Genomic DNA, 17,660 nt, shown 5'->3' on the forward strand with positions numbered 1-17,660 from the left:
CGCCCCCCTGTGACAGGGGGGCGCCCTCAGCTGTGAGCGGCTCCCGAGGTGGCTCTGTGACCCGACGGCTCAGGTGGTGTACTGGTGCAGGCCGGGCACGGTCAGGGTGCCGCCGAACTGGCCTGCCTGCTGGACCTTCACATTGGTGAAGTAGATCAGCGGGATGTTCAGCGGCGGCGGGTTCTCCGGGGTGAACGTGACCGGTATCAGACCGAACAGGTTCCCCGAGATGCTCTCGGTGTACATGACCGTGTCGCCGTCCTCGATGGTGGACTTCGTACCGCTGCCCGCCTGGACGTGGTAGGTCTTGCCCGCCTGCTTGTCGATCACGGTCTGGTGCAGGTCGCCGATCTCGGTACCGCCGGAGATGACGTACTTCAGGACTTCCTTGGTCTTGCCGTTGGACATCTTCACCTTGACGATGCCCTGGTAGTCGGCGCCCTTGAGCAGCAGCGAACTGGCGTTCAGGTACCAGGGGTCGTCGGGCAGGGGAAGCTTGTTGTCGATCCCGCTCTCGTCCTCCGTGGCGACCGGGCAGTCGTCGACGTCCGTGGTGGCGCTCGCGGAGGGGCTCGGCGAGGAGCTCGCCGTGGCGTCGGGGCTCTCGGCGGCCTCGGTCGCGGTGTCGGCCGTGTCGTCGGCGGCGTCGGCCGCGTCGCTCACGGCGTCCTTCACCGTCTCGGTGGTCTTCTCCGTCGTCTCCTTGGCGGAGTCGGACGAGCCGGAGGACGTGTCCGTGCCGCTGGCGCCGGTGCTCGCCGAGGCGGACGCGGAGGGGGACGGGCTCGCGGTCGCGGTCGCGGTCGAGTCGTCGGAGCTGTCGCCGTCGAAGACGTCCTTGATGGCGTCGCCGATGGTCTCCAGGACGCTCTTGCTCGTCTCCGTGTCCGAGGGGCTCGCCGTCGCGGAGTCGTCCGAGGACGACGTCGACGTGTCCGTCGAGGTGGCCGCGGAGGAGGCCGACGGCGAGGGCTCGGCCGTGTCGTCGGAACCTGAATCCGACGAGGAGGAGCCGCCCGAACCGCTGTCGCTGTCGCTGTCCTTGGACGTCGTGTCCTTGGAGGTGGTGTCCTTCGAGTCGCTCGCCGAGTCGTCCTTGGTGTCGCTCGACGTCTCGGAGGGCGAGGACGACGGCGAGGCGGAGGCGGACTCGTCGGCCGTCATGGCGTCGACGCAGGCCTCGTACTCCTCGGCCGTGAGGCTCTTCGAGGTCGGCTGGTCGTCCGCGCGCGCGAGCGTCGGGGTGAACCCCATGCCCATGAGAACGGCCGTCGGCATCGCCGCCAGGGCGATCGCCTTGCCCGCCGGCAGGTGGATCCTGGCGAGCAGCGGCTTCCTGGGTGCCGCGTGGCGTGGCCCGGTTCTCACACGGGACGCGTCCGCGTCCGCCCCGTGCGTCACCTCGTCAGCCGACACTGTGCCTCCCGTTCGCCCCGTTCGCCGGGCTCGTTTCTGACATGTCGTTCGGCTCTTCCGGCCCGCCGTCGGCGTCGGGGCGAGCGGGCGCGTCGTCGGCCTTGGTGAGATCCGTGACGGCGCTCTCGGGCGCGCCGCCCAGGCCGTCCGGCGTCTGCTCCGCCTGCGGCTCGGGCGGGGTCCCCGGCACCCACGCGATGGCCATCGCGCCGCCGATCATCCCGAACAGGAAGCCGACGACGAAGCCACCGAAGTTGGAGACCGGGAGGGACACCAGGGCCAGCAGGATCGCCGCCACGCCCGCGAAGGTGCGGATGTGCTGCTGGAACCAGACGCTGACGCCCAGGACGACGAGCAGGACGCCGATGATCAGCGATCCCGCACCGGCCGTGGTGGACATGCGGATCGTCAGCTGACCGATCGAGAGGTGCGCGTACGGGAAGTACATGATCGGGACGCCGCCGATCATCATGAACAGACCGGCCCAGAACGGCCTCATGCCGCGCCAGGCGCGGAACTGCAGCCTCCAGCGGGTGTACAGGCTGGGTGCAGCAGGAGTCTCGGCGCTCATGGAAACAGCTCCCTGGTGCGGTGTCGCTCTGTGAGGGGGGTCTTCCGTCGCTGCACGGGACCGTGCGTGAAGACCCGGTCGGAGAGATGCGGGCGGGGGCGCCTCACGGCGTCCCCCGCCCGTCACCGAGTGCCTAGTAGCACGGGTTGGCACCCGTGGAGAGCTTCATGCTCAGCCCGGGCAGGGTGAAGGTTCCGGCGGTGGTCGCCCACGCCGTCTGCTTCACGCCGTACAGGTCCACGGACGTCGCCTGCTGGCCGAAGCCGTACGGGTTGGCCTTCTCGTCGCCGCCCTTCATGGGCGGGTTCTTCATCGAGCCGGCCTGGACGCCGATGTCGAGACCGTTGAACACCGCGGTGTCGGCGCCGAGGTCCTCGACGTCGATGTACAGGTTCGAGGCCGAGACCTGCTTGGCCTCGTCCTTGCTGTCACCCGCCGTCAGCGTCAGGGTGACCGAGCCGAGCAGCGGGATGTTCGGCGTGACGACCGACTGACACATGTTCTGGATGCGGGCCTTGGAGAACGCCGACACCGCGACCGGGTGGATCGTGTCCTTGCCGTCCAGCGTCTTGCCGGCGTCGATGGCGCCGTACTGCGAGAAGCCCTCGCCGTGGATGTAATCCGCTTTGACCTTGAACGACTGGCCCGAAACGCTGAACGACGCGGCCAGCGCACCCTGTGCCAGGGCGACGCCTATCGCTGCCGTGGCGGCGACGCTGGGCACCATGACCAGCGCGAACCGCTTCCATCTGGTCCCGCCACGCACCTGGGACTCCATATTTCCTCCTTCTCGGACGTACATCTCCTGGCCCCGACTCGCCCCACTTATGCGGCGGCTCAGCCGGACAGGGATGGGAGAAGTGCTACGTCCTCGGGAAGGGGAGCGCCCGTCTCGGAGGCGCGTACCGCGCACCGATCACCGGCGATCACCCCCGAGCGACAACCACTGGTCGCGCCTGACACGCATCACGCACAACCTTGCTGGACAGGCTTCACCGAGCGGCGAAGACCCCCCTGCCCAAGAACCCGCGACGTGTGCCGCCGGCTCTGCTCGGTGGGGACCCAGGAAAACCCGTTGTACCCAACCGGCTGTCGGGGTACGGGAATGGACCGAGCGTGGCCGATCGTGGTCCATTCTCGCCGCCCGCACAAGGGGGTTCGTTACTCGCTAGTAACGGCCGGATAACCGAACAACGACCCAGAGGTCTCGGGCGGCGACTCAGGGTGTCAACAGGGCCAGGAACAAAGTTGTTGATGGACGGACAGAACCCGACAGATCAACGCCTCGGTCTTACTTCCAGTAACAGCGGCCGCGATTACCAAGATTTGGTAAAGCGCGGCCGCTGGGGAACCACCTCGGCTGAATTTTCACTCGGGAACCACACGCCCCCGACGTTTAGCGACTGGTCAGCCCCCGGCCCGGGCCCGGCTCAGAACAGGGCACGCGCCAGCGCCCGCCGCGCGGCCGCCACCCGGGGGTCGTCGGGCCCGACCACCTCGAACAGCTCGAGCAGCCGCAGCCGTACGGCGTCCCGGCCGTCACCGGCCGTGCGCCGCACGGTCTCGATGAGCCGCCCGAACGCGTCCTCGACATGACCGCCCACCAGATCCAGGTCGGCGGCGGCGATCTGCGCCTCGGCGTCCGCGGGCTTCTCGGCCGCGTCCTTGCGCACCTGCTGCGGGTCCATCCCGCCGACCCGGTGCAGCAACTCCGCCTGCGCCAGACCGAGTTTCGCCTCCGTGTTCGCCGGGTCATCCGCGAGCACGTTCTTGTACGCCTGCACCGCGCCGCCGAAGTCACCCGCGTCCAGCGCCTGTACGGCGGCTTCGAGGAGCGCGTCGTACGGCCCGGCCGGCACCTCGGCGGCCGACGCGCCGCCCGCGCCCCCGGGTTCGGCGTCGGGGTCGACGGTCAGACCGGTGAGCCCGAAGCGCTCCTCGGCGACCTGCACCAGCTGGTCCAGCGTCTGACGGATCTGCGCCTCGCCCGCGGCCCCCTGGAAGAGCGGCAGCGCCTGGCCCGCCACGACGGCGAACACCGCGGGGATCCCCTGCACCCCGAACTGCTGCATCAGCATCTGGTTGGCGTCGACGTCGATCTTGGCGAGCAGGAAGCGGCCGTCGTACTCGACGGCGAGGCGCTCGAGGACCGGGCTCAGCTGCTTGCAGGGCTGGCACCACTCGGCCCAGAAATCGATGACGACCGGTACCTCGGCGGAGCGCTGGAGGACCTCGCGCTCGAAGCCCGCCTCGTCGACGTCGATGACGAGATCGGCCGGGGAGACGGCCCCCGCGCCGCCCTGCCGGGCCGTTTCGGCGCGCGTCTGCTCCGCCTTCGCCTTGGCCTCCTGGGCCGCCTTCACCGCGGCGAGGTCGACGACTCCGCTCATGGACATGTTCCGTGGCTGCATGCGTCCATCCTCCCCCGTCCGCGCGCGTAGGCGAAAAGCGTTCCGAAAGCGTTCCTGCCCAGGCGCCGGGGTCCCCACCCCACACCCGCGTCCCCGGCTCGTGATACGTCCGTCACGAGCCTCGCGATCCCGCTTTCGATACGAGTCGTAGCGTAATGGCACCGAGTGCCTACGCGCCACGGGTTCGCGGTGATCTCTCTCACGGCGGCAGGGGGACTGGCAGGTCCGAAACCGGCGGTTATGGTCGGGCCATGCAGAGCAGCACCCCCGTCGGCCGCGCCGGCCGCCCGCGCAGCGCCGCCGCGGACACCGCGATCCTGGCCGCGACCCGGGAGGCGCTGGTCGAGCTGGGCTGGTCGAAGCTCACCCTGGGGGACGTGGCGACGCGCGCCGGGGTGGCGAAGACGACCCTCTACCGCCGCTGGGCGGGCAAGAACGAACTCGTCGTCGACGCGGTGGCCGAACTCTTCGCCGAACTGGAACTCCCCGACCGGGGCAGCCTGGCCGCCGACATCGAGGGCGTGGTCCTGCAGTTCGCGGCGATCCTGGCGCTCCCGGCGGCGCGCAGCGGACTGATGGCGGTGGTCGCCGAGTCCACCCGCGACGAGGCCCTGCGGGAACGGATCCGCTCCTCCATCGTGGAACCCCAGAAGCACCTCGTCCTGGAGGGCCGCAGCCGGGCCCGGCTGCGGGGCGAACTCCCCCCGGAGAGCGGCCCCGAGGCGGCCGCCCGCACGGCCGACCTCATCTTCGACATCGTCGCGGGTGCGGTGGTCCACCGCACCCTGGTCAGCGCGGAACCGGCGGACGAGGAGTGGGTGCGCGGTTTCACGAACGTCCTGCTGCTGGGACTGGCGGGCGCGCCCGGCGCGTAGGCCGGGCCGGGACTACGCCTTGACGACGTCCGGGGCGGCGTCGGCGACCCGCTCCTCCAGCTCGCGCGTCACCTTGCGCTCCACGAAGAACGCGGCCGTCGGGACGGTCCCGGCGAGCAGCACCCAGAGCTGCTTGCCGACCGGCCACTTCGCCTTCGAACCCAGGTCGAAGGCGAAGACGAGGTAGACGACGTACAGCCAGCCGTGCGCGATGCCCACGGCGCGCGTGAAACCGTCGGCGCCGTCCAGGTCGAGCACGTACTTGGCGATCACGCCCAGGGTCAGCAGGACCAGCAGCACACCGGTGACGTAGGCCATCACGCGGTAGCGGGTCAGCACGCTCTTCTTCATGCCGTCGAGCGTAACCGCCCGTTCCGGTAGATCTTGGGCCGGGTCGGCCCTCGCCGGGGCCGGGTCAGTCCTCGTCGAAGTCGTGTGCCGCGACCCGCAGCGGGCGCAGCATCGCGAAGATCTCGGCGCACTCCTCCGCGTCGTACACGCCGAGCCCGAAGTCCATCGCCATGAGGTCGCGGGTGGCCGCCTCGACGACCTCGCGGCCCTTGTCGGTGATGACGGCGAGGGTGCCGCGGCCGTCGTTCGGGTTGGGGCGCCGGGCGACCAGGCCCGACTTCACCAGGCGGTCGACGGTGTTCGTCACCGAGGTGGGGTGCACCTGGAGCCGCTCGCCGATCTTCGACATGGTCAGCTCGCCCTCCTTGGAGAAGGTGAGCAGCACCAGTGCCTCGTAGCGGGCGAACGTCAGCCCGTACGGCTTGACCACCGCGTCGACCTCGGCGAGCAGGATCTGGTGTGCGCGCATGATCGAGGTGATCGCGGCCATGGACGGCACGTTGCCCCAGCGCTGCTTCCAGAGCTCGTCTGCGCGGGCGATGGGATCGAAGGGGAGACTGAGCGGCTTCGGCACGGAATCGACCCTACCCGCCGGTCATATCGTGGTCAGCCCTGTCTCGGCTTTCGGTCCGCCGGACGCAACGGGCCCGCCCGCGCCCGGCGGACGCCGGTGTTCAGTAGATGCTGCGCAGGCCCAGCACGTCGCCCTTGCCGAGGGTGCGGGCGGTGGTGGAGCAGGCGAAGGAGCTCGGGTACATGGTGAGGTTCTCGTGGCCGGACCCGACGTGGCCCAGGCCGAAGACATGGCCGGCCTCGTGGGTGGCGACGCTGCGGATGTCGTAGGCGTCCTCGCAGGCGCCCGTCGGGTCGTCGGTGAACGTGTAGTCGTGGATGTTGAAGCGGACGTCGGCCTCGATCAGCCGGTCCGGGCCGCGGGACACGGGGCGGCTCCAGGAGCAGGTCGTGGCGACGCTGTCGCTGCTGAGGTCCCCGGCGTCCCAGACGTTCATGCCGTCCCGGTCGGTGCAGCGGGCCATGTGGTCGATGCCGGCCTCGCGGCCGGTGGCGGCCAGGAACCTGGCGCGGGCCCCGATGGTGTCGGCGAGTCCACAGGCGTTGCGGCCGCGGATGATGGCGGTGATGCCCTCCTCGAAGGCCTGGCGGACCTGACGGCGGGGCAGATCGCCCGGCTGCGGGCCGTCGCCGATGAACCACTCGTACGTGCCGTACTCCTTGCGGTCGGCGACGGAGTAGGCGGTGTCCGTGCACGGGGCGGGGGCGTCGGCGCGGCTGCCCGTGAGACGGGCGGGGCGGGCGCCCTTGCCCGACCGCCGGTGCTTGGCGTCGCCGTGACTGCGGTCGCCCTTGCCGTCCTCCTTGCCATCCTCCGTGCCGCCGTCCGCGCTGTCGCCCTCGCCGTCGTCGTAGCCGTAGGACACCGTGCCGTCGGCGGCGACGGTGAGGGTGAAGCCGTGGCGGGAACCGTCCGCGGTGAGGGAGTCGACGCCGACCTTGGTGCCGGGTTCGGGGACCGTGAGGCCGGCGCCGCCATGGGTGACCAGACGGCCCACGGCGCCGCAGCGGGTCGCGGAGGAGCCGGCGGGCAGGTCGTCGACGGTCAGCTCGCCGGGTGCGAGCACGCACGCGTGGCCGGAGTGCTCCGCACGCGTGTGCGTACCGGCTCCGGACGCGAGGAATGCCAGCGAGGCCGCCAGGAGCACGGCGGCCGAACAACGGTTCATCACACAGGACTTGATCGACACCGGGAGAGATTAGCCACCGCCCGCCGGGTCGAAACCCGTCCCCCGGTCGCCCTATTGAGCGACTGCTCAAACGGGCGTACCGTCCCTCCCGAAGCATTTGAGCAGTCGCTCAAACATGCCCCGACCTGGGGGATTCATATGAAGATCTGCACGGTGGCGTGGATGCGAGCCGACCTCGACGAGGTCCGGCCACGAACACAGGACCGGTCACAGCGCCACCGGAGGGACTGGTTTTCCCCCCTTATTTCACCCGTATCGACCAGCTTCCACCCCCTTCCGCGCACGGAGGCACCCGCGTGAGCCCCGAACCGAGGACCGGCCCGGACACCCGGACCAAGCTGCTGGAAGGCACCCTGCGCACGCTCACCGAGCAGGGCATCGCCAAGACGTCGGCGCGTACGGTCGCGGCGACCGCAGGCGTCAACCAGGCGCTGGTCTTCTACCACTTCGGCTCGGTGGACGAACTGCTGGCGGCGGCCTGCCGCTACGGCGCGGAGCGCACGGTGGCGCGCTACCGGCCCCGCTTCGCGGCGGTCGCCTCACTGACCGAACTCCTCGCCCTGGGGCGTGAGATCCACGACCAGGAGCGCGCGGGCGGCCATGTCGCGCTCCTCGGGCAGCTGCTGGCCGGCGCCCAGACCCACGCGACGCTCGGCCCGGCCACGGCCGCGGGCCTCGACCTGTGGATCGCGGAGATCGAGACGGTCCTCGAACGCGTCCTCACGGGCACCCCGTTCGGCGAGTTCACCGACCCGCCGGGCCTCGCCCGCGCCGTGGCGGCCTCGTTCGTCGGCATCGAACTGTACGAAGGGGTCGACGCGGCCGGCGCCACCTCCGCCCTGGACGCCCTGGAACAGCTGGGCCTCCTGGTCGCCGCCCTGGAGGAACTCGGACCGGTGGCCCAGCGGGCGGTGCGGCAGTACCTGCGGCGGGCGTCCGCACGGCGGTGAGCCGCGCCGCGCCGCGGCCGGTCCGGTCCCGGTCCGGCCCCTCCAGCGGGCCCCTCAGTCCGCCAGGTACCGCTCCACCGTCTCGACCTTCGACGTCAGACCGTCCGTCACACCCGGGCGGATGTCCGCCTTGAGGACGAGGGAGACGCGGGGGGCGCGCTCCTCCACGGCGGCCACGGCGCGCCGGACGACGTCCATGACCTCGTCCCAGTCGCCCTCGATGGAGGTGAACATGGCGTCGGTGCGATGGGGCAGGCCGGACGCGCGGACCACCCGGACGGCGTCGGCGACGTACTCCCCCACGTCCTCGCCGACGCCGAGCGGGGTGACGGAGAAGGCGACGATCACGCGTTCACCACGCCTTCCTTGCGGGCGCGGGCGGCGATGGCCGCGTCGACCGCGCTCTCGGCCTCGCGGCGCAGCCTGCGCTCGGCGAAGAAGCCGCCGGTCGGCAGGACGGAGAGGACGAAGTAGAGGGCGGCCGTCCTGAGGGGCCACTTGGCGCGGTTCCAGGCGTCCGCCCAGAACAGGACGTACAGGATGAACAGCACGCCGTGGACCATGCCCATCACGGGCACCGCGTTGAAGTCCGTGGTCCGCTTCAGCACCGAGCAGACGAGCAGCAGCAGGAACGAGACGGCCTCCGGCGCGGAGACCAGGCGGAGGCGGCGGAGGGCGGAGGCGGTCTTCAGGTCCACGGGGTCACCTTCGGGGGGACTTCGGGGGGACTATGTCGGTCGGTTCGCTTGTGAACGCACGCACAAGCGTTCGTCCATTGTGGCAAACGGTTCACCTAGGGGTGCGCTCAGGGTCGTTCTCCACCCACAGGTGCTGTTCGGCGCACCCGCGGGGCCGCTACCTTCGCAGCGTGGCGATGTTCCGACTGCAAGGCAGCAAGGTGCTCGCCGTCGACATGACCGGGGACGCCGTGAAGGCGAAGAACGGCTCGATGGTCGCGTACGACGGTCAGATGGCCTTCAAGAAGCTCAGTGGCGGCGGTGAGGGGATCCGGGGGATGGTCACCCGGCGGCTCACCGGCGAGCAGATGACCGTGATGGAGGTGAGGGGACAGGGGACGTGCTGGTTCGCCGACCGGGCCTCCGAGATCAACCTCGTCAGCCTCCAGGGAGACAAGCTGTTCGTGGAGTCGAGCAATCTGCTCGCCACGGACGCGGGGCTGAGGACGGGGACGAGTTTCACCGGCCTGCGCGGCGCCTCCCAGGGCAACGGACTGTTCACGACGACGGTGGAGGGCCACGGCCAGGCCGCGATCACCTCCGACGGACCGGCCGTCGTGCTGCGGGTCAGCCCGCAGTACCCGCTGACCGTCGACCCGGGGGCGTACATCGCGCACCAGGGCAATGTCCGTCAGTCCTTCCAGTCCGGTGTGACGTTCCGCACGTTCCTGGGCGAGGGCGGCGGCGAGGCCTTCCAGATCCGCTTCGAGGGGGACGGCCTGGTGTACGTCCAGCCGAGCGAGCGCAACACGATCGCGGGGGACGTCTGAGGTGACCTTCCAAGAGATCAACTCCAAGATGGTCGAGGCGACGGTCGTACCGGGCCAGCGGCTGTTCAGTCAGCGCGGGGCCATGCTGGCGTACCGCGGCGAGGTGTCCTTCACGCCCAACATGCAGGGCGGCCAGGGCGGCGTGATGTCCATGATCGGCCGACGCCTCGCCAACGAGGACACCCCGCTGATGACGGTCGAGGGCAGCGGCACGGTCCTGTTCGGGCACGGCGGCCACCACGTGCAGGTCATCCGGCTCACCGGCGAGACCCTCTACGTGGAGGCGGACCGTCTGCTCGCCTTCGAGGGCACCCTCCAGCAGGGCACGATGTTCCTGGGCTCGCAGGGCGGGGTCATGGGCATGGTCCGGGGCCAGATCAGCGGCCAGGGCCTGTTCACCACGACGCTGAAGGGGCATGGCGCGGTCGCCGTGATGGCCCACGGCGGGGTCTTCGAGATCCCGATCACCCCGCAGCGCCCGGTCCATGTCGACCCGCAGGCCTACGTCGCCCATCACGGCGACGTCCGCAACAAACTGTCGACGGCGCTCGGCTGGCGGGACATGGTGGGGCGCGGCTCCGGCGAGGCGTTCCAGCTGGAGCTCAGCGGCAGCGGTGCGGTGTTCGTCCAGGCCTCGGAGGAGAAGCTGTGAGCCACTACCCGGGCGCGGGCTCCGCCGGCCCCACCGTGTACGACCCGATGACCCTCCCGGTCGACGACAACGTCAACCACTACACCTTCTGTGTGGAACTGAAGGGGAGCCAGTGGTTCCTCCAGAAGGGGAAGATGATCGCCTACTACGGCTCGATCGACTTCAACGGCATCGGGCACGGCCGACTGGACCGTCTGGTGCGCACCTCGTTCCATTCGCCACTGCACGCGAGCGACTGGGTCGTGGCGGAGGGCTCGGGCAAGATGCTCCTCGCCGACCGGGCCTTCGATGTGAATTCGTACGACCTGGACGAGGGCAACCTGACCATTCGCTCGGGCAATCTGCTCGCTTTTCAGCCAACTCTGTCCCTCAAGCAGTCGATCGTGCCGGGATTTCTCACACTGATCGGAACCGGAAAGTTCGTGGCCGCATCTAACGGCCCGGTGGTGTTCATGGAACCTCCCCTTCGGGTGGATCCCCAGGCACTCGTCGGCTGGGCCGACTGCCCCTCCCCGTGCCATCACTACGACCACGGGTACATGACGGGTGTCATGGGCGGTCTACGTGCACTGACGGGCCTCGGCGGGGCCTCCGGGGAGGAGCACCAGTTCGAGTTCGTCGGCGCCGGCACGGTGCTGCTGCAGTCCACGGAGACCCTCATGGCGGAGCAGGCCACGGGGGCCGTTCCGCATGAGCCGGGAGTGCCCGGTGGGGGCGGAATGCCAGGTGTCCCGGGTGGGCATGGGGGCCAAAGCGGTGTACCGCGCCTTCCCGGACAGCTGGGGGACCTCCAGCGTCGCTTCGGGCTGTGAGCGGTAGTCTGCGGAGTGTGACATCGAACGCGTGCGCACCGTCACACCACCCTCACTAGTTCGCCTTTCAACATTTTAGGTAGACTTCACATATGGAGACCGAAACGGCCACGCGCTGGCTGACCGATGCGGAGCAGTGCGCCTGGCGCACCCACCTGGAGGTCAACAGGCTGTTGACGTACCAGCTCGAGAAGGATCTGCAGCCGTTCGGCCTGACCATGAACGACTACGAGATCCTGGTGAACCTCTCCGAGTCGGAGGACGTCCGGATGCGGATGAGCGACCTCGCGTCCGCCACCCTTCAGTCCAAGAGCCGTCTCTCGCACCAGATCACCCGCATGGAGAACGCGAACCTGGTCCGACGCGAGAACTGCGAGTCCGACCGCCGGGGGCTCTACGCGGTCCTGACCGAGCACGGCATGGAGACCATGATGAAGGTCGCCCCGCACCATGTGTCGTCCGTGCGCCGGCACTTCATCGACCTTCTCTCCCCCGAGGCCCTCGTGGAGCTCGACAAGTCCCTGAAGCCGATCGCGGAGCATCTGCGCGGCCAGCGGGGACGCCCGTAACCACAGCGGAGCGACTGGCGGGCGGAACCCGAACAGGGCTCCGCCCGTCGGCGGCTCCCACCGGGAAGGTCACACGGGAACGCGACGACCGGCCCCGAACGGACGCAGGGTGACGGCCGCCGCCGTCATCAGCACCACCACGCCCGTCACCGCGAAGCACACCGCGATCGGCAGCCGCCCGGCCGACGCGCCCGCGACCGCCGTACCGGCCGTGCTGCCCGCGTTGACGGCCGTGTTGACCCATGCCCCGGCCCGCACCCGGGCCTCGGGCGCGGCGCTCTCGTCGGCCAGCAGATAGCCGGTGGTGATCGTCGGCGACACGAAGAACCCGACGGCCGCGACGGCCACACCGAGGGTGACGATCCCGGGGGCCAGCCCGGCGGCGCACAGGGTCAGCCCGAGGCCCGCCGTGAGCAGCGGCAGCCGGGCCCCGGTGGCCGACCGCCAGGAGACGGCCCCGTGCGCCAGACCGCCGACGGCACTGCCCGCCGACATCGCCGCCAGCAGCCAGGCCGCGTGCGCACCGCCGTGGCCATGGCTCTCGGTGAACGCCACGATCAGCAGGTCGGCCACCCCGATCGCGAGCCCCACGGCCGCGACGGCGGCCACCGGACGCCCGAGCCGGCGCAGCCCGCCCCCTCCGCCGCGCCGCTCGGTCCCCTTCCCGGGCCGCACCGCCCGCACCACCGGGGAGGTCACGAAGGCAACCGTCCCCCCGCCCATCAGGGCCGCGCCGAAGAGGATCCCGGCAGCCGGCGGGGCGAGGCCGACGAGAACGCCGACCAGCAGGGGGCCGGTGACGAACAGCAGCTCCTCGGCGACCCCGTCGAGGCTGTAGGCGCGTTGGAGCAGCCCCCGGTCGGGGGCCAGATGACCCCACACCGCCCGCATGGTCGGCCCGAGCGGGGGACAGCAGGCCCCGGCCGCCGCGGCGAGCGGGGCCAGGACGAGCGCGGAGGGACGGCTGAGGCAGAGACAGAGGGCCAGCAGGGCCAGGAGTGTGAGGTAGGCGGCGTTCATCGCGAGGAGCGCCCGGCGGGGGCCGTGGCGGTCGACGAGGGCCGCCCGGGCGGGCGAAAGGAAGACGGCGGTACCGCCGAACAGGGCCATCACACCGCCCGCGACGGTGTACGAGCCACAGGCGCGGGTCACCGAGAGCATCACGGACAGCGGGACGACGCCGTACGACAGCCTGCCGAGCAGGGCGGCGGCGAAGGTGCGGCGGGCGTGCGGGACGCGCAGGACGGCGGCGTAGGACGCGCGGGAGACGGACATGAGGGGTTCCTCGGCGCAGGGCGGGAAGACGGGAAAAGGGGACGCCTGATCGCCGCGACCACGGCGGCCTCGTGCCGCTGCGGGGTCGCGGGCCTGGGCGGGCCCTACGCCAGGAGGAGGAACATCCGGCGAACGTATCAGCGCGGCCCGGCGACCGACGAGGTGTTTTCCGGGCACGGCCGCTGGTATGCGATGCCCGGCAGCCGCAGCCGCCACTGAGTCTCCGTCAGCGGCGTGCCCACCGACGCGCACACCCGCCGCTCGGCCTCGGCCGCACCGGTCGTCCACACCCGCGCCGTGTACCGCACCGCCGTCAGCACCGTCCGCCCGTCGGCGCTCACGGCCGCGTCCCCGAACGTCTCACCGGGGCTGTCCAGCCGCTCCCGTAGAACGGGTGCCGCACGGTCGACGGACCACAGTAGGGCCGTCCCGTCCTCGCCCGCCGTGAGCAGGGTGCGCCCGTGCCGGGCGAAGGCGAGGGCCGCGATGTGCCGGGTGTGGCCGAGCACCTGACGGGGTGTCCCGGCCGGCCGGTGCCGGGGGTCGTCCGGGGCGAGCCGCCACAGCAGCACCGCGCCGTCCTTGCCGCCCGAGGCCAGCAGCCCGCCGCGGTCGGCGAAGGCGACATCGGTGACGATCGCCGTGTGCGCGGCCCGCGTCCACAGCGGCCGCGGCGCCCCGCGCCCCCGTGCGTCCCACAGCCGTACGACGCCACCGCCCTCGCCCGTCGCCAGCACCCGCCCGCCGAGCCCGAAGGCGACGCCCTGGACGCCCTTCTCGCCGGCCAGCCGGGCGCGGGCGGTGAGGCCGCCGTCGGCGGACACGTCCCACAGCCGGGCCCCGGTCTCCCGGGCGCCGCTGGCCAGCCGGGTGCCGTCGGGGCTGAAGGCCAGGTCGTTCACGGTCTCGCGGTGGAGCCGTCGGTGGCCCAGCCTCCGGGGCGGCACGGACCGTACGTCCCACAGGGTGAGCGTGCCGTCCCGGGCCCCCGTGGCGAGCCGGGTGCCGGTGCGGTCGAAGGCGACGGCGGTGACCCAGGTGTGATGCGGCAGGACGGCCGACCGCCGGGGGCGCGCCGGATCGTGTACGTCCCACAGCGCGGCCGTGCCGTCGAGCGCCGCGGTGGCCGCCCGGGCGTGCCGGTCGTCGAGGGCGACGGCGTAGACCTGGCCCGCGTGGCCGAGCAGCTGCGGCAGCGGAAACGGCCAGACGGAGGCGGTGCCACTGCCCGCCGCCCCGGCGTACAGCGTGCGGCCGCCGGGTCCCCAGGCCAGGGACAGCAGCGGCGTCGGGTGCGCCAGGGTGGCCAGGACCAGGCCGGTGACCGGGTGCCGCAGCTGGAGTCCGCCGGCCTCCCCGGCCACGGCGAGCAGCGAGGCGTCGGGGCTGAAGGCCATGCCCGCCGTGTACCCCTCCGCGCGCTGCGCCGTTCTGCGCGGAGCGGCGCAGCGGCCCTCGCGGTCCAGGTCGCACAGCCACACGTCCCGGTCGGCGAGTCCGGCGGCGAGGCGGCGCCCGTCGGGGCTGAGCGCGGCCTCGCCGACGGAGGCGCCGGTGAAGGTCACGCGGTCGGCGGCGGCGTACGCGAGGCGGTGTGCGCCCCGCGTCCACACGGTGACGTGTCCGTCCAGTCCACCCGTGGCGAGGCGGGAGCCGTCCCGGCTGAACGAGACCGAGTACAGGGCCTTTTCGGACGCCCGGTGGACGGCCGGCCGCCGTCGGGTGCGGTCGAGGTCCCACAGCCGCAGCGTCCCGTCGGCTCCGGCCACGGCGAGGGTCCGTCCGTCCGGGGCGATCCGGGCGTCGCGCGCGCCGCCGTCCGCCCACAGCACCGGGCCGCGCCGGGCGGAACCGCCCCGGACCCGCCACAGCCGGGTCTCCACCGTGTCCGCGACGACGAGTCGCTCGCCGTCCCCGGCGAAGGCGAGCCCCCACACGGCGTGCCGCGCCCCCAGGCGCACGGCGCCCACCTGCCGGGTCCCCCGCCAGAGCCGTACGACGCCCTCGCGGGTGCCGACGGCCGTGAGCCCGTCGCGTCCGAAGGCGAACGCCGAGACGGTGGCGTCGTTGCCGGGCAGGGGCGTGGGGTGGGGCAGCCCCGTGCTGCTCAGCAGCGCCCCGCGGGCCGCCGGCAGGCGGGGTGCCGTGCGCCGGGCGGCGACCGAGAGAGTGGCGGCGAGGGCCGGGTCGACGGTGCGCAGGGCCGCGATCCGCTCGGTCATGGCGACGGCCCGGGCCTCGCGGGCCTGCTGTCGTGCCGTCAGCGCGTTCGTGACCGCGAGCGAGGTGGCGATCAGCAGCAGCGCCAGCAGCCCGGCGAGGGCGGCCAGCGCGCGCCGCAGCCGGCGCACCCCGCGGTCGGCCTCCCTGCGGCAGTCCGTGAGGAACCCGCGCTCGGCCGGGGTGAGCCGGCGGGGATGGTCGGCGGCCCACTGTTCGGCGACCGCCAGGACGGCTCCCTGAAGGAGCAGTTCGGGGCGCCGTCCGCCCTCGGCCCACGCGTGGGCGGCATCGGTGAGCCGCTGGTGGGTACGGAGCCCCGCCCGGTCGGCGTCGATCCAGCCGGCCAGCCGGGGCCAGGCCCGCAGCAACGCCTCGTGGGTGATCTCGACCCGGTCGCCGTCGACGGTGAACAGCCGCGCCCGGGTGAACGCCTCCAGCGCCGCGTCCGCGCCCGCGACCAGCCGGCGCCGCTCGACGTGCCGTCGGCTGTCCGCGCCCTCCTCGCCGACCCGCACCAGCTGCAGCGTCAGCTGCCGTGCCGTGTCCCGCTGTTCCGGGCCGAGGTCGAGGTAGGTCCGCTCGGCGGTGGTGGCGACGGCGCCCTGGATGCCGCCGGTCCTGCGGTATCCGACGACGGTGAGCCGCCGTCCGGTGCGCTGCTGCCAGGTGGCCAGCAGGGCGTACGACAGCAGGGGCAGGATGCCGGGTTCATGGCCGCGTCCGCAGGGGTCGAGGTCGTGCAGCAGGACGTCGAGGAGGCCGGGTTCGATCTCCAGGCCGGCCAGTTCGGCGGGCCGGGTCACGCACTCGGCGAGTTCGCTGCGGCTCATCGCGCCCAGCGCCATCGGCTGCCGCTGGACGGCGCCGACGAGCGCCGGATGGGTGAGGCAGTGGTCGAAGAAGTCGGCCCGTACGGCGATGACGGCGAGCGGCAGCGCGCACACCGCGTCGATGAACGCGCCGCGTTCGGCGGGGTCGGCGCAGAGCGTGAACGCCTCCTCGAACTGGTCGACGACCAGCAGCAGGCCGGGTACGTCCGTCGGCGCCGTACCGGCCCGGATCCGCGCGGCGAGGGTCCGCTCGGCTTCTTGGAGGTGAGCGGCTTCCTGAAGGTGACCGCCTTTCTGGACGTGACCGGCGAGGGCACGGGCCAGGACGTCGACCGGGCGGGCGGTGGGGGTGAGGACGACGGCCCGCCACGGCCCGGCGGGCGACGGTGGGAGGGCGCCGTCCGCCACGGCGGGCAGCAGCCCGGCCCGCAGCAGCGAGGACTTGCCCGATCCGGAGGCGCCGCACACGAGGACGGGTCCGTCGCCCCGTCGGACGGCCTCGGCGACCCGGTCCACGAGCGCGGCGGTGGCCCGGGCACGGCCGAAGAACCAGCGGGCGTCGTCGGGGCCGTAGGGGGCGAGGCCGCGGTACGGGCAGGGGGTGGCGCGCTGCCCGGGGAGCGTGCCCTGGGTGGCGCACAGGCGGCGCAGGGTGGTGCCGGAGCCGAGGGCCGCGTCGAGCGCCTCCGCGAGGGCGCTGTGGGGGCGCTTGCGGCCGTGCTCGATGTTGGAGAGGTGGCTCTTGCTGTACGTCACGGCGTCGGAGAGCTCGGAGAGTGACAGGCCCCGCTCCCGCCGGATCCGCCGCAACGCCGCCGCGAAGTCCTCCGCCGCCGTATCCTCGCCCACCGCGTTCCCCCAGCTCAGAAGCCGTATTCCCACGCACCCGAAGTGGGGTACGCGCCGGGCCTAGCGTGCCGGTTCCGGGGCGGGCAACGTGCTGTCAGCGGGCCGGGATCAGCACTTTGAGTGACGGTGCGGCGGCTCGTTTCCCTTCCATCCGATCGATGAACGGAGACATGCCCATGTCCGGAAAGTCCAGCATGTACTACGCCGCGGCGGCGGCGATGGCCGCGCTCGCTCTCTCGGTGCCTGCCGCGTCGGCCCAGCCCGCGGCGTCGGCCGCGGTTCGGGTCTCGTGCCCCATCACCGGGGGCGAGACGAGCGGCCTGCGGAACATCGCGGCCACGTTCACCAACCGCTCGGTGACGGTGACGGCGACGGTCGTCGACGACCAGTCCGGCAGCACTCGCGCGCACTTCCGTGCGATCCAGGGCCGGAACGTCGTCGACGAGGAGCTCTCGTCCTGGGTCGACGAGGAACGGCGGTCCGTCACCGTCCAGATGAGCGCGGACCGCCCCGGCGGGGTGTCCAAGGTCGAGTACTGGACCGAGTCGTCGACCGCTCTGACGGACAGCACGCACCGCTTCTGCGCGCGCTGACCCGTCCGGCGGG

The 17,660-nt window shown here is 72.0% G+C and carries 18 protein-coding genes; 7 read left to right on the forward strand and 11 right to left on the reverse strand.

All coding sequences use genetic code 11. The annotated features are described in order from the left end of the window. Positions 1–69: 69 nt before the first annotated feature. The 4 genes from ABZ464_RS07535 to ABZ464_RS07550 all read right to left on the reverse strand — a co-directional run bounded on the left by ABZ464_RS07535 (position 70) and on the right by ABZ464_RS07550 (position 4,398). The gene (locus ABZ464_RS07535; RefSeq protein WP_359272324.1) at positions 70–1,416 is read right to left on the reverse strand and encodes a hypothetical protein; all 1,347 of its coding nucleotides are present in this window, start codon (positions 1,414–1,416) and stop codon (positions 70–72) included. Continuing rightward, positions 1,406–1,987 carry a DUF6114 domain-containing protein gene (locus ABZ464_RS07540; RefSeq protein WP_359272327.1) on the reverse strand — a complete coding sequence of 194 codons (582 nt, stop codon included), beginning with the start codon at positions 1,985–1,987 and terminating at the stop codon, positions 1,406–1,408. The genes ABZ464_RS07535 and ABZ464_RS07540 overlap by 11 nt, the downstream gene beginning before the upstream one ends. 133 nt (positions 1,988–2,120) lie before the next feature. Further along, positions 2,121–2,765, reverse strand: coding sequence for a DUF6230 family protein (locus ABZ464_RS07545; RefSeq protein ID WP_359272329.1), 645 nt, complete (start codon positions 2,763–2,765; stop codon positions 2,121–2,123). Positions 2,766–3,417: 652 nt separating this feature from the next. After that, positions 3,418–4,398, reverse strand: coding sequence for a tetratricopeptide repeat protein (locus tag ABZ464_RS07550; RefSeq protein WP_359272332.1), 981 nt, complete (start codon positions 4,396–4,398; stop codon positions 3,418–3,420). A 251-nt stretch (positions 4,399–4,649) separates the two neighbouring features. Between ABZ464_RS07550 and ABZ464_RS07555 the strand changes: the two genes are divergently transcribed. Then, entirely contained in the window at positions 4,650–5,273 is a 624-nt protein-coding gene (locus tag ABZ464_RS07555; RefSeq protein WP_359272335.1) for a TetR/AcrR family transcriptional regulator, read from the forward strand. 12 nt (positions 5,274–5,285) lie between these two features. On the opposite strand, the gene ABZ464_RS07560 is transcribed toward ABZ464_RS07555, so the two are convergent. The 3 genes from ABZ464_RS07560 to ABZ464_RS07570 form a co-directional block, all read right to left on the reverse strand. Further along, positions 5,286–5,624, reverse strand: coding sequence for a DUF3817 domain-containing protein (locus tag ABZ464_RS07560; RefSeq protein WP_340376141.1), 339 nt, complete (start codon positions 5,622–5,624; stop codon positions 5,286–5,288). A 64-nt stretch (positions 5,625–5,688) separates the two neighbouring features. After that, a complete protein-coding gene (locus ABZ464_RS07565) occupies positions 5,689–6,198 on the reverse strand; it encodes a MarR family transcriptional regulator (RefSeq protein ID WP_359272339.1) in 510 nt (169 codons plus the stop codon). Between the two features lie 100 nt (positions 6,199–6,298). Continuing rightward, positions 6,299–7,387: a matrixin family metalloprotease gene (locus ABZ464_RS07570; protein WP_359272342.1), complete on the reverse strand. Its 1,089-nt coding sequence runs from the start codon at positions 7,385–7,387 to the stop codon at positions 6,299–6,301. Positions 7,388–7,683: 296 nt separating this feature from the next. Here ABZ464_RS07570 and ABZ464_RS07575 point away from each other — a divergent pair, with 296 nt between their 5' ends. Then, positions 7,684–8,337 (forward strand): TetR/AcrR family transcriptional regulator, encoded by a 654-nt coding sequence (locus ABZ464_RS07575; protein ID WP_359272345.1) that lies wholly within the window; start codon positions 7,684–7,686, stop codon positions 8,335–8,337. Between the two features lie 54 nt (positions 8,338–8,391). Here ABZ464_RS07575 and ABZ464_RS07580 read toward each other — a convergent pair whose 3' ends face one another. Further along, complete coding sequence (locus ABZ464_RS07580; protein WP_359272348.1) at positions 8,392–8,685, reverse strand: MTH1187 family thiamine-binding protein; 294 nt, start codon at positions 8,683–8,685, stop codon at positions 8,392–8,394. After that, on the reverse strand, positions 8,682–9,035 hold the full coding sequence (locus ABZ464_RS07585; protein WP_359272351.1) for a DUF3817 domain-containing protein: 354 nt from the start codon (positions 9,033–9,035) through the stop codon (positions 8,682–8,684). Before ABZ464_RS07585 ends, ABZ464_RS07580 begins: the two co-directional genes overlap by 4 nt. A 176-nt stretch (positions 9,036–9,211) precedes the next feature. On the opposite strand from ABZ464_RS07585, the gene ABZ464_RS07590 reads away from it, so the two are divergent. The 4 genes from ABZ464_RS07590 to ABZ464_RS07605 all read left to right on the forward strand — a co-directional run bounded on the left by ABZ464_RS07590 (position 9,212) and on the right by ABZ464_RS07605 (position 11,877). Next, positions 9,212–9,844 carry an AIM24 family protein gene (locus ABZ464_RS07590; RefSeq protein WP_358999479.1) on the forward strand — a complete coding sequence of 211 codons (633 nt, stop codon included), beginning with the start codon at positions 9,212–9,214 and terminating at the stop codon, positions 9,842–9,844. A gap of 1 nt (position 9,845) precedes the next feature. After that, positions 9,846–10,496, forward strand: coding sequence for an AIM24 family protein (locus ABZ464_RS07595; RefSeq protein ID WP_359272354.1), 651 nt, complete (start codon positions 9,846–9,848; stop codon positions 10,494–10,496). Next, positions 10,493–11,308, forward strand: coding sequence for an AIM24 family protein (locus ABZ464_RS07600; RefSeq protein ID WP_359272357.1), 816 nt, complete (start codon positions 10,493–10,495; stop codon positions 11,306–11,308). Before ABZ464_RS07595 ends, ABZ464_RS07600 begins: the two co-directional genes overlap by 4 nt. Positions 11,309–11,400: 92 nt before the next feature. Continuing rightward, positions 11,401–11,877, forward strand: a complete 477-nt coding sequence (locus ABZ464_RS07605) for a MarR family transcriptional regulator (RefSeq protein ID WP_359272359.1) — start codon at positions 11,401–11,403, stop codon at positions 11,875–11,877. A 69-nt stretch (positions 11,878–11,946) separates the two neighbouring features. On the opposite strand, the gene ABZ464_RS07610 is transcribed toward ABZ464_RS07605, so the two are convergent. After that, positions 11,947–13,152, reverse strand: a complete 1,206-nt coding sequence (locus ABZ464_RS07610) for an MFS transporter (RefSeq protein ID WP_359272362.1) — start codon at positions 13,150–13,152, stop codon at positions 11,947–11,949. 137 nt (positions 13,153–13,289) lie between these two features. Then, entirely contained in the window at positions 13,290–17,087 is a 3,798-nt protein-coding gene (locus ABZ464_RS07615) for a helix-turn-helix domain-containing protein (protein ID WP_359272365.1), read from the reverse strand. 143 nt (positions 17,088–17,230) lie between these two features. Here ABZ464_RS07615 and ABZ464_RS07620 point away from each other — a divergent pair, with 143 nt between their 5' ends. Next, positions 17,231–17,647, forward strand: a complete 417-nt coding sequence (locus ABZ464_RS07620; RefSeq protein WP_359272369.1) for a hypothetical protein — start codon at positions 17,231–17,233, stop codon at positions 17,645–17,647. Positions 17,648–17,660 lie beyond the last annotated feature (13 nt).

The organism is Streptomyces sp. NPDC005820, assembly GCF_040630255.1.
Lineage (GTDB): Bacteria > Actinomycetota > Actinomycetes > Streptomycetales > Streptomycetaceae > Streptomyces.

Excerpts from the sequence above, each read along its gene's own strand:
- ABZ464_RS07540 (WP_359272327.1), bottom strand. The coding sequence starts at position 1,987 with ATGAGCGCCGAGACTCCTGCTGCACCCAGCCTGTACACCCGCTGGAGG.
- ABZ464_RS07545 (WP_359272329.1), bottom strand. The coding sequence starts at position 2,765 with ATGGAGTCCCAGGTGCGTGGCGGGACCAGATGGAAGCGGTTCGCGCTG.
- ABZ464_RS07550 (WP_359272332.1), bottom strand. The coding sequence starts at position 4,398 with ATGCAGCCACGGAACATGTCCATGAGCGGAGTCGTCGACCTCGCCGCG.
- ABZ464_RS07555 (WP_359272335.1), top strand. The coding sequence starts at position 4,650 with ATGCAGAGCAGCACCCCCGTCGGCCGCGCCGGCCGCCCGCGCAGCGCC.
- ABZ464_RS07560 (WP_340376141.1), bottom strand. The coding sequence starts at position 5,624 with ATGAAGAAGAGCGTGCTGACCCGCTACCGCGTGATGGCCTACGTCACC.
- ABZ464_RS07590 (WP_358999479.1), top strand. The coding sequence starts at position 9,212 with ATGTTCCGACTGCAAGGCAGCAAGGTGCTCGCCGTCGACATGACCGGG.
- ABZ464_RS07605 (WP_359272359.1), top strand. The coding sequence starts at position 11,401 with ATGGAGACCGAAACGGCCACGCGCTGGCTGACCGATGCGGAGCAGTGC.
- ABZ464_RS07610 (WP_359272362.1), bottom strand. The coding sequence starts at position 13,152 with ATGTCCGTCTCCCGCGCGTCCTACGCCGCCGTCCTGCGCGTCCCGCAC.
- ABZ464_RS07620 (WP_359272369.1), top strand. The coding sequence starts at position 17,231 with ATGTCCGGAAAGTCCAGCATGTACTACGCCGCGGCGGCGGCGATGGCC.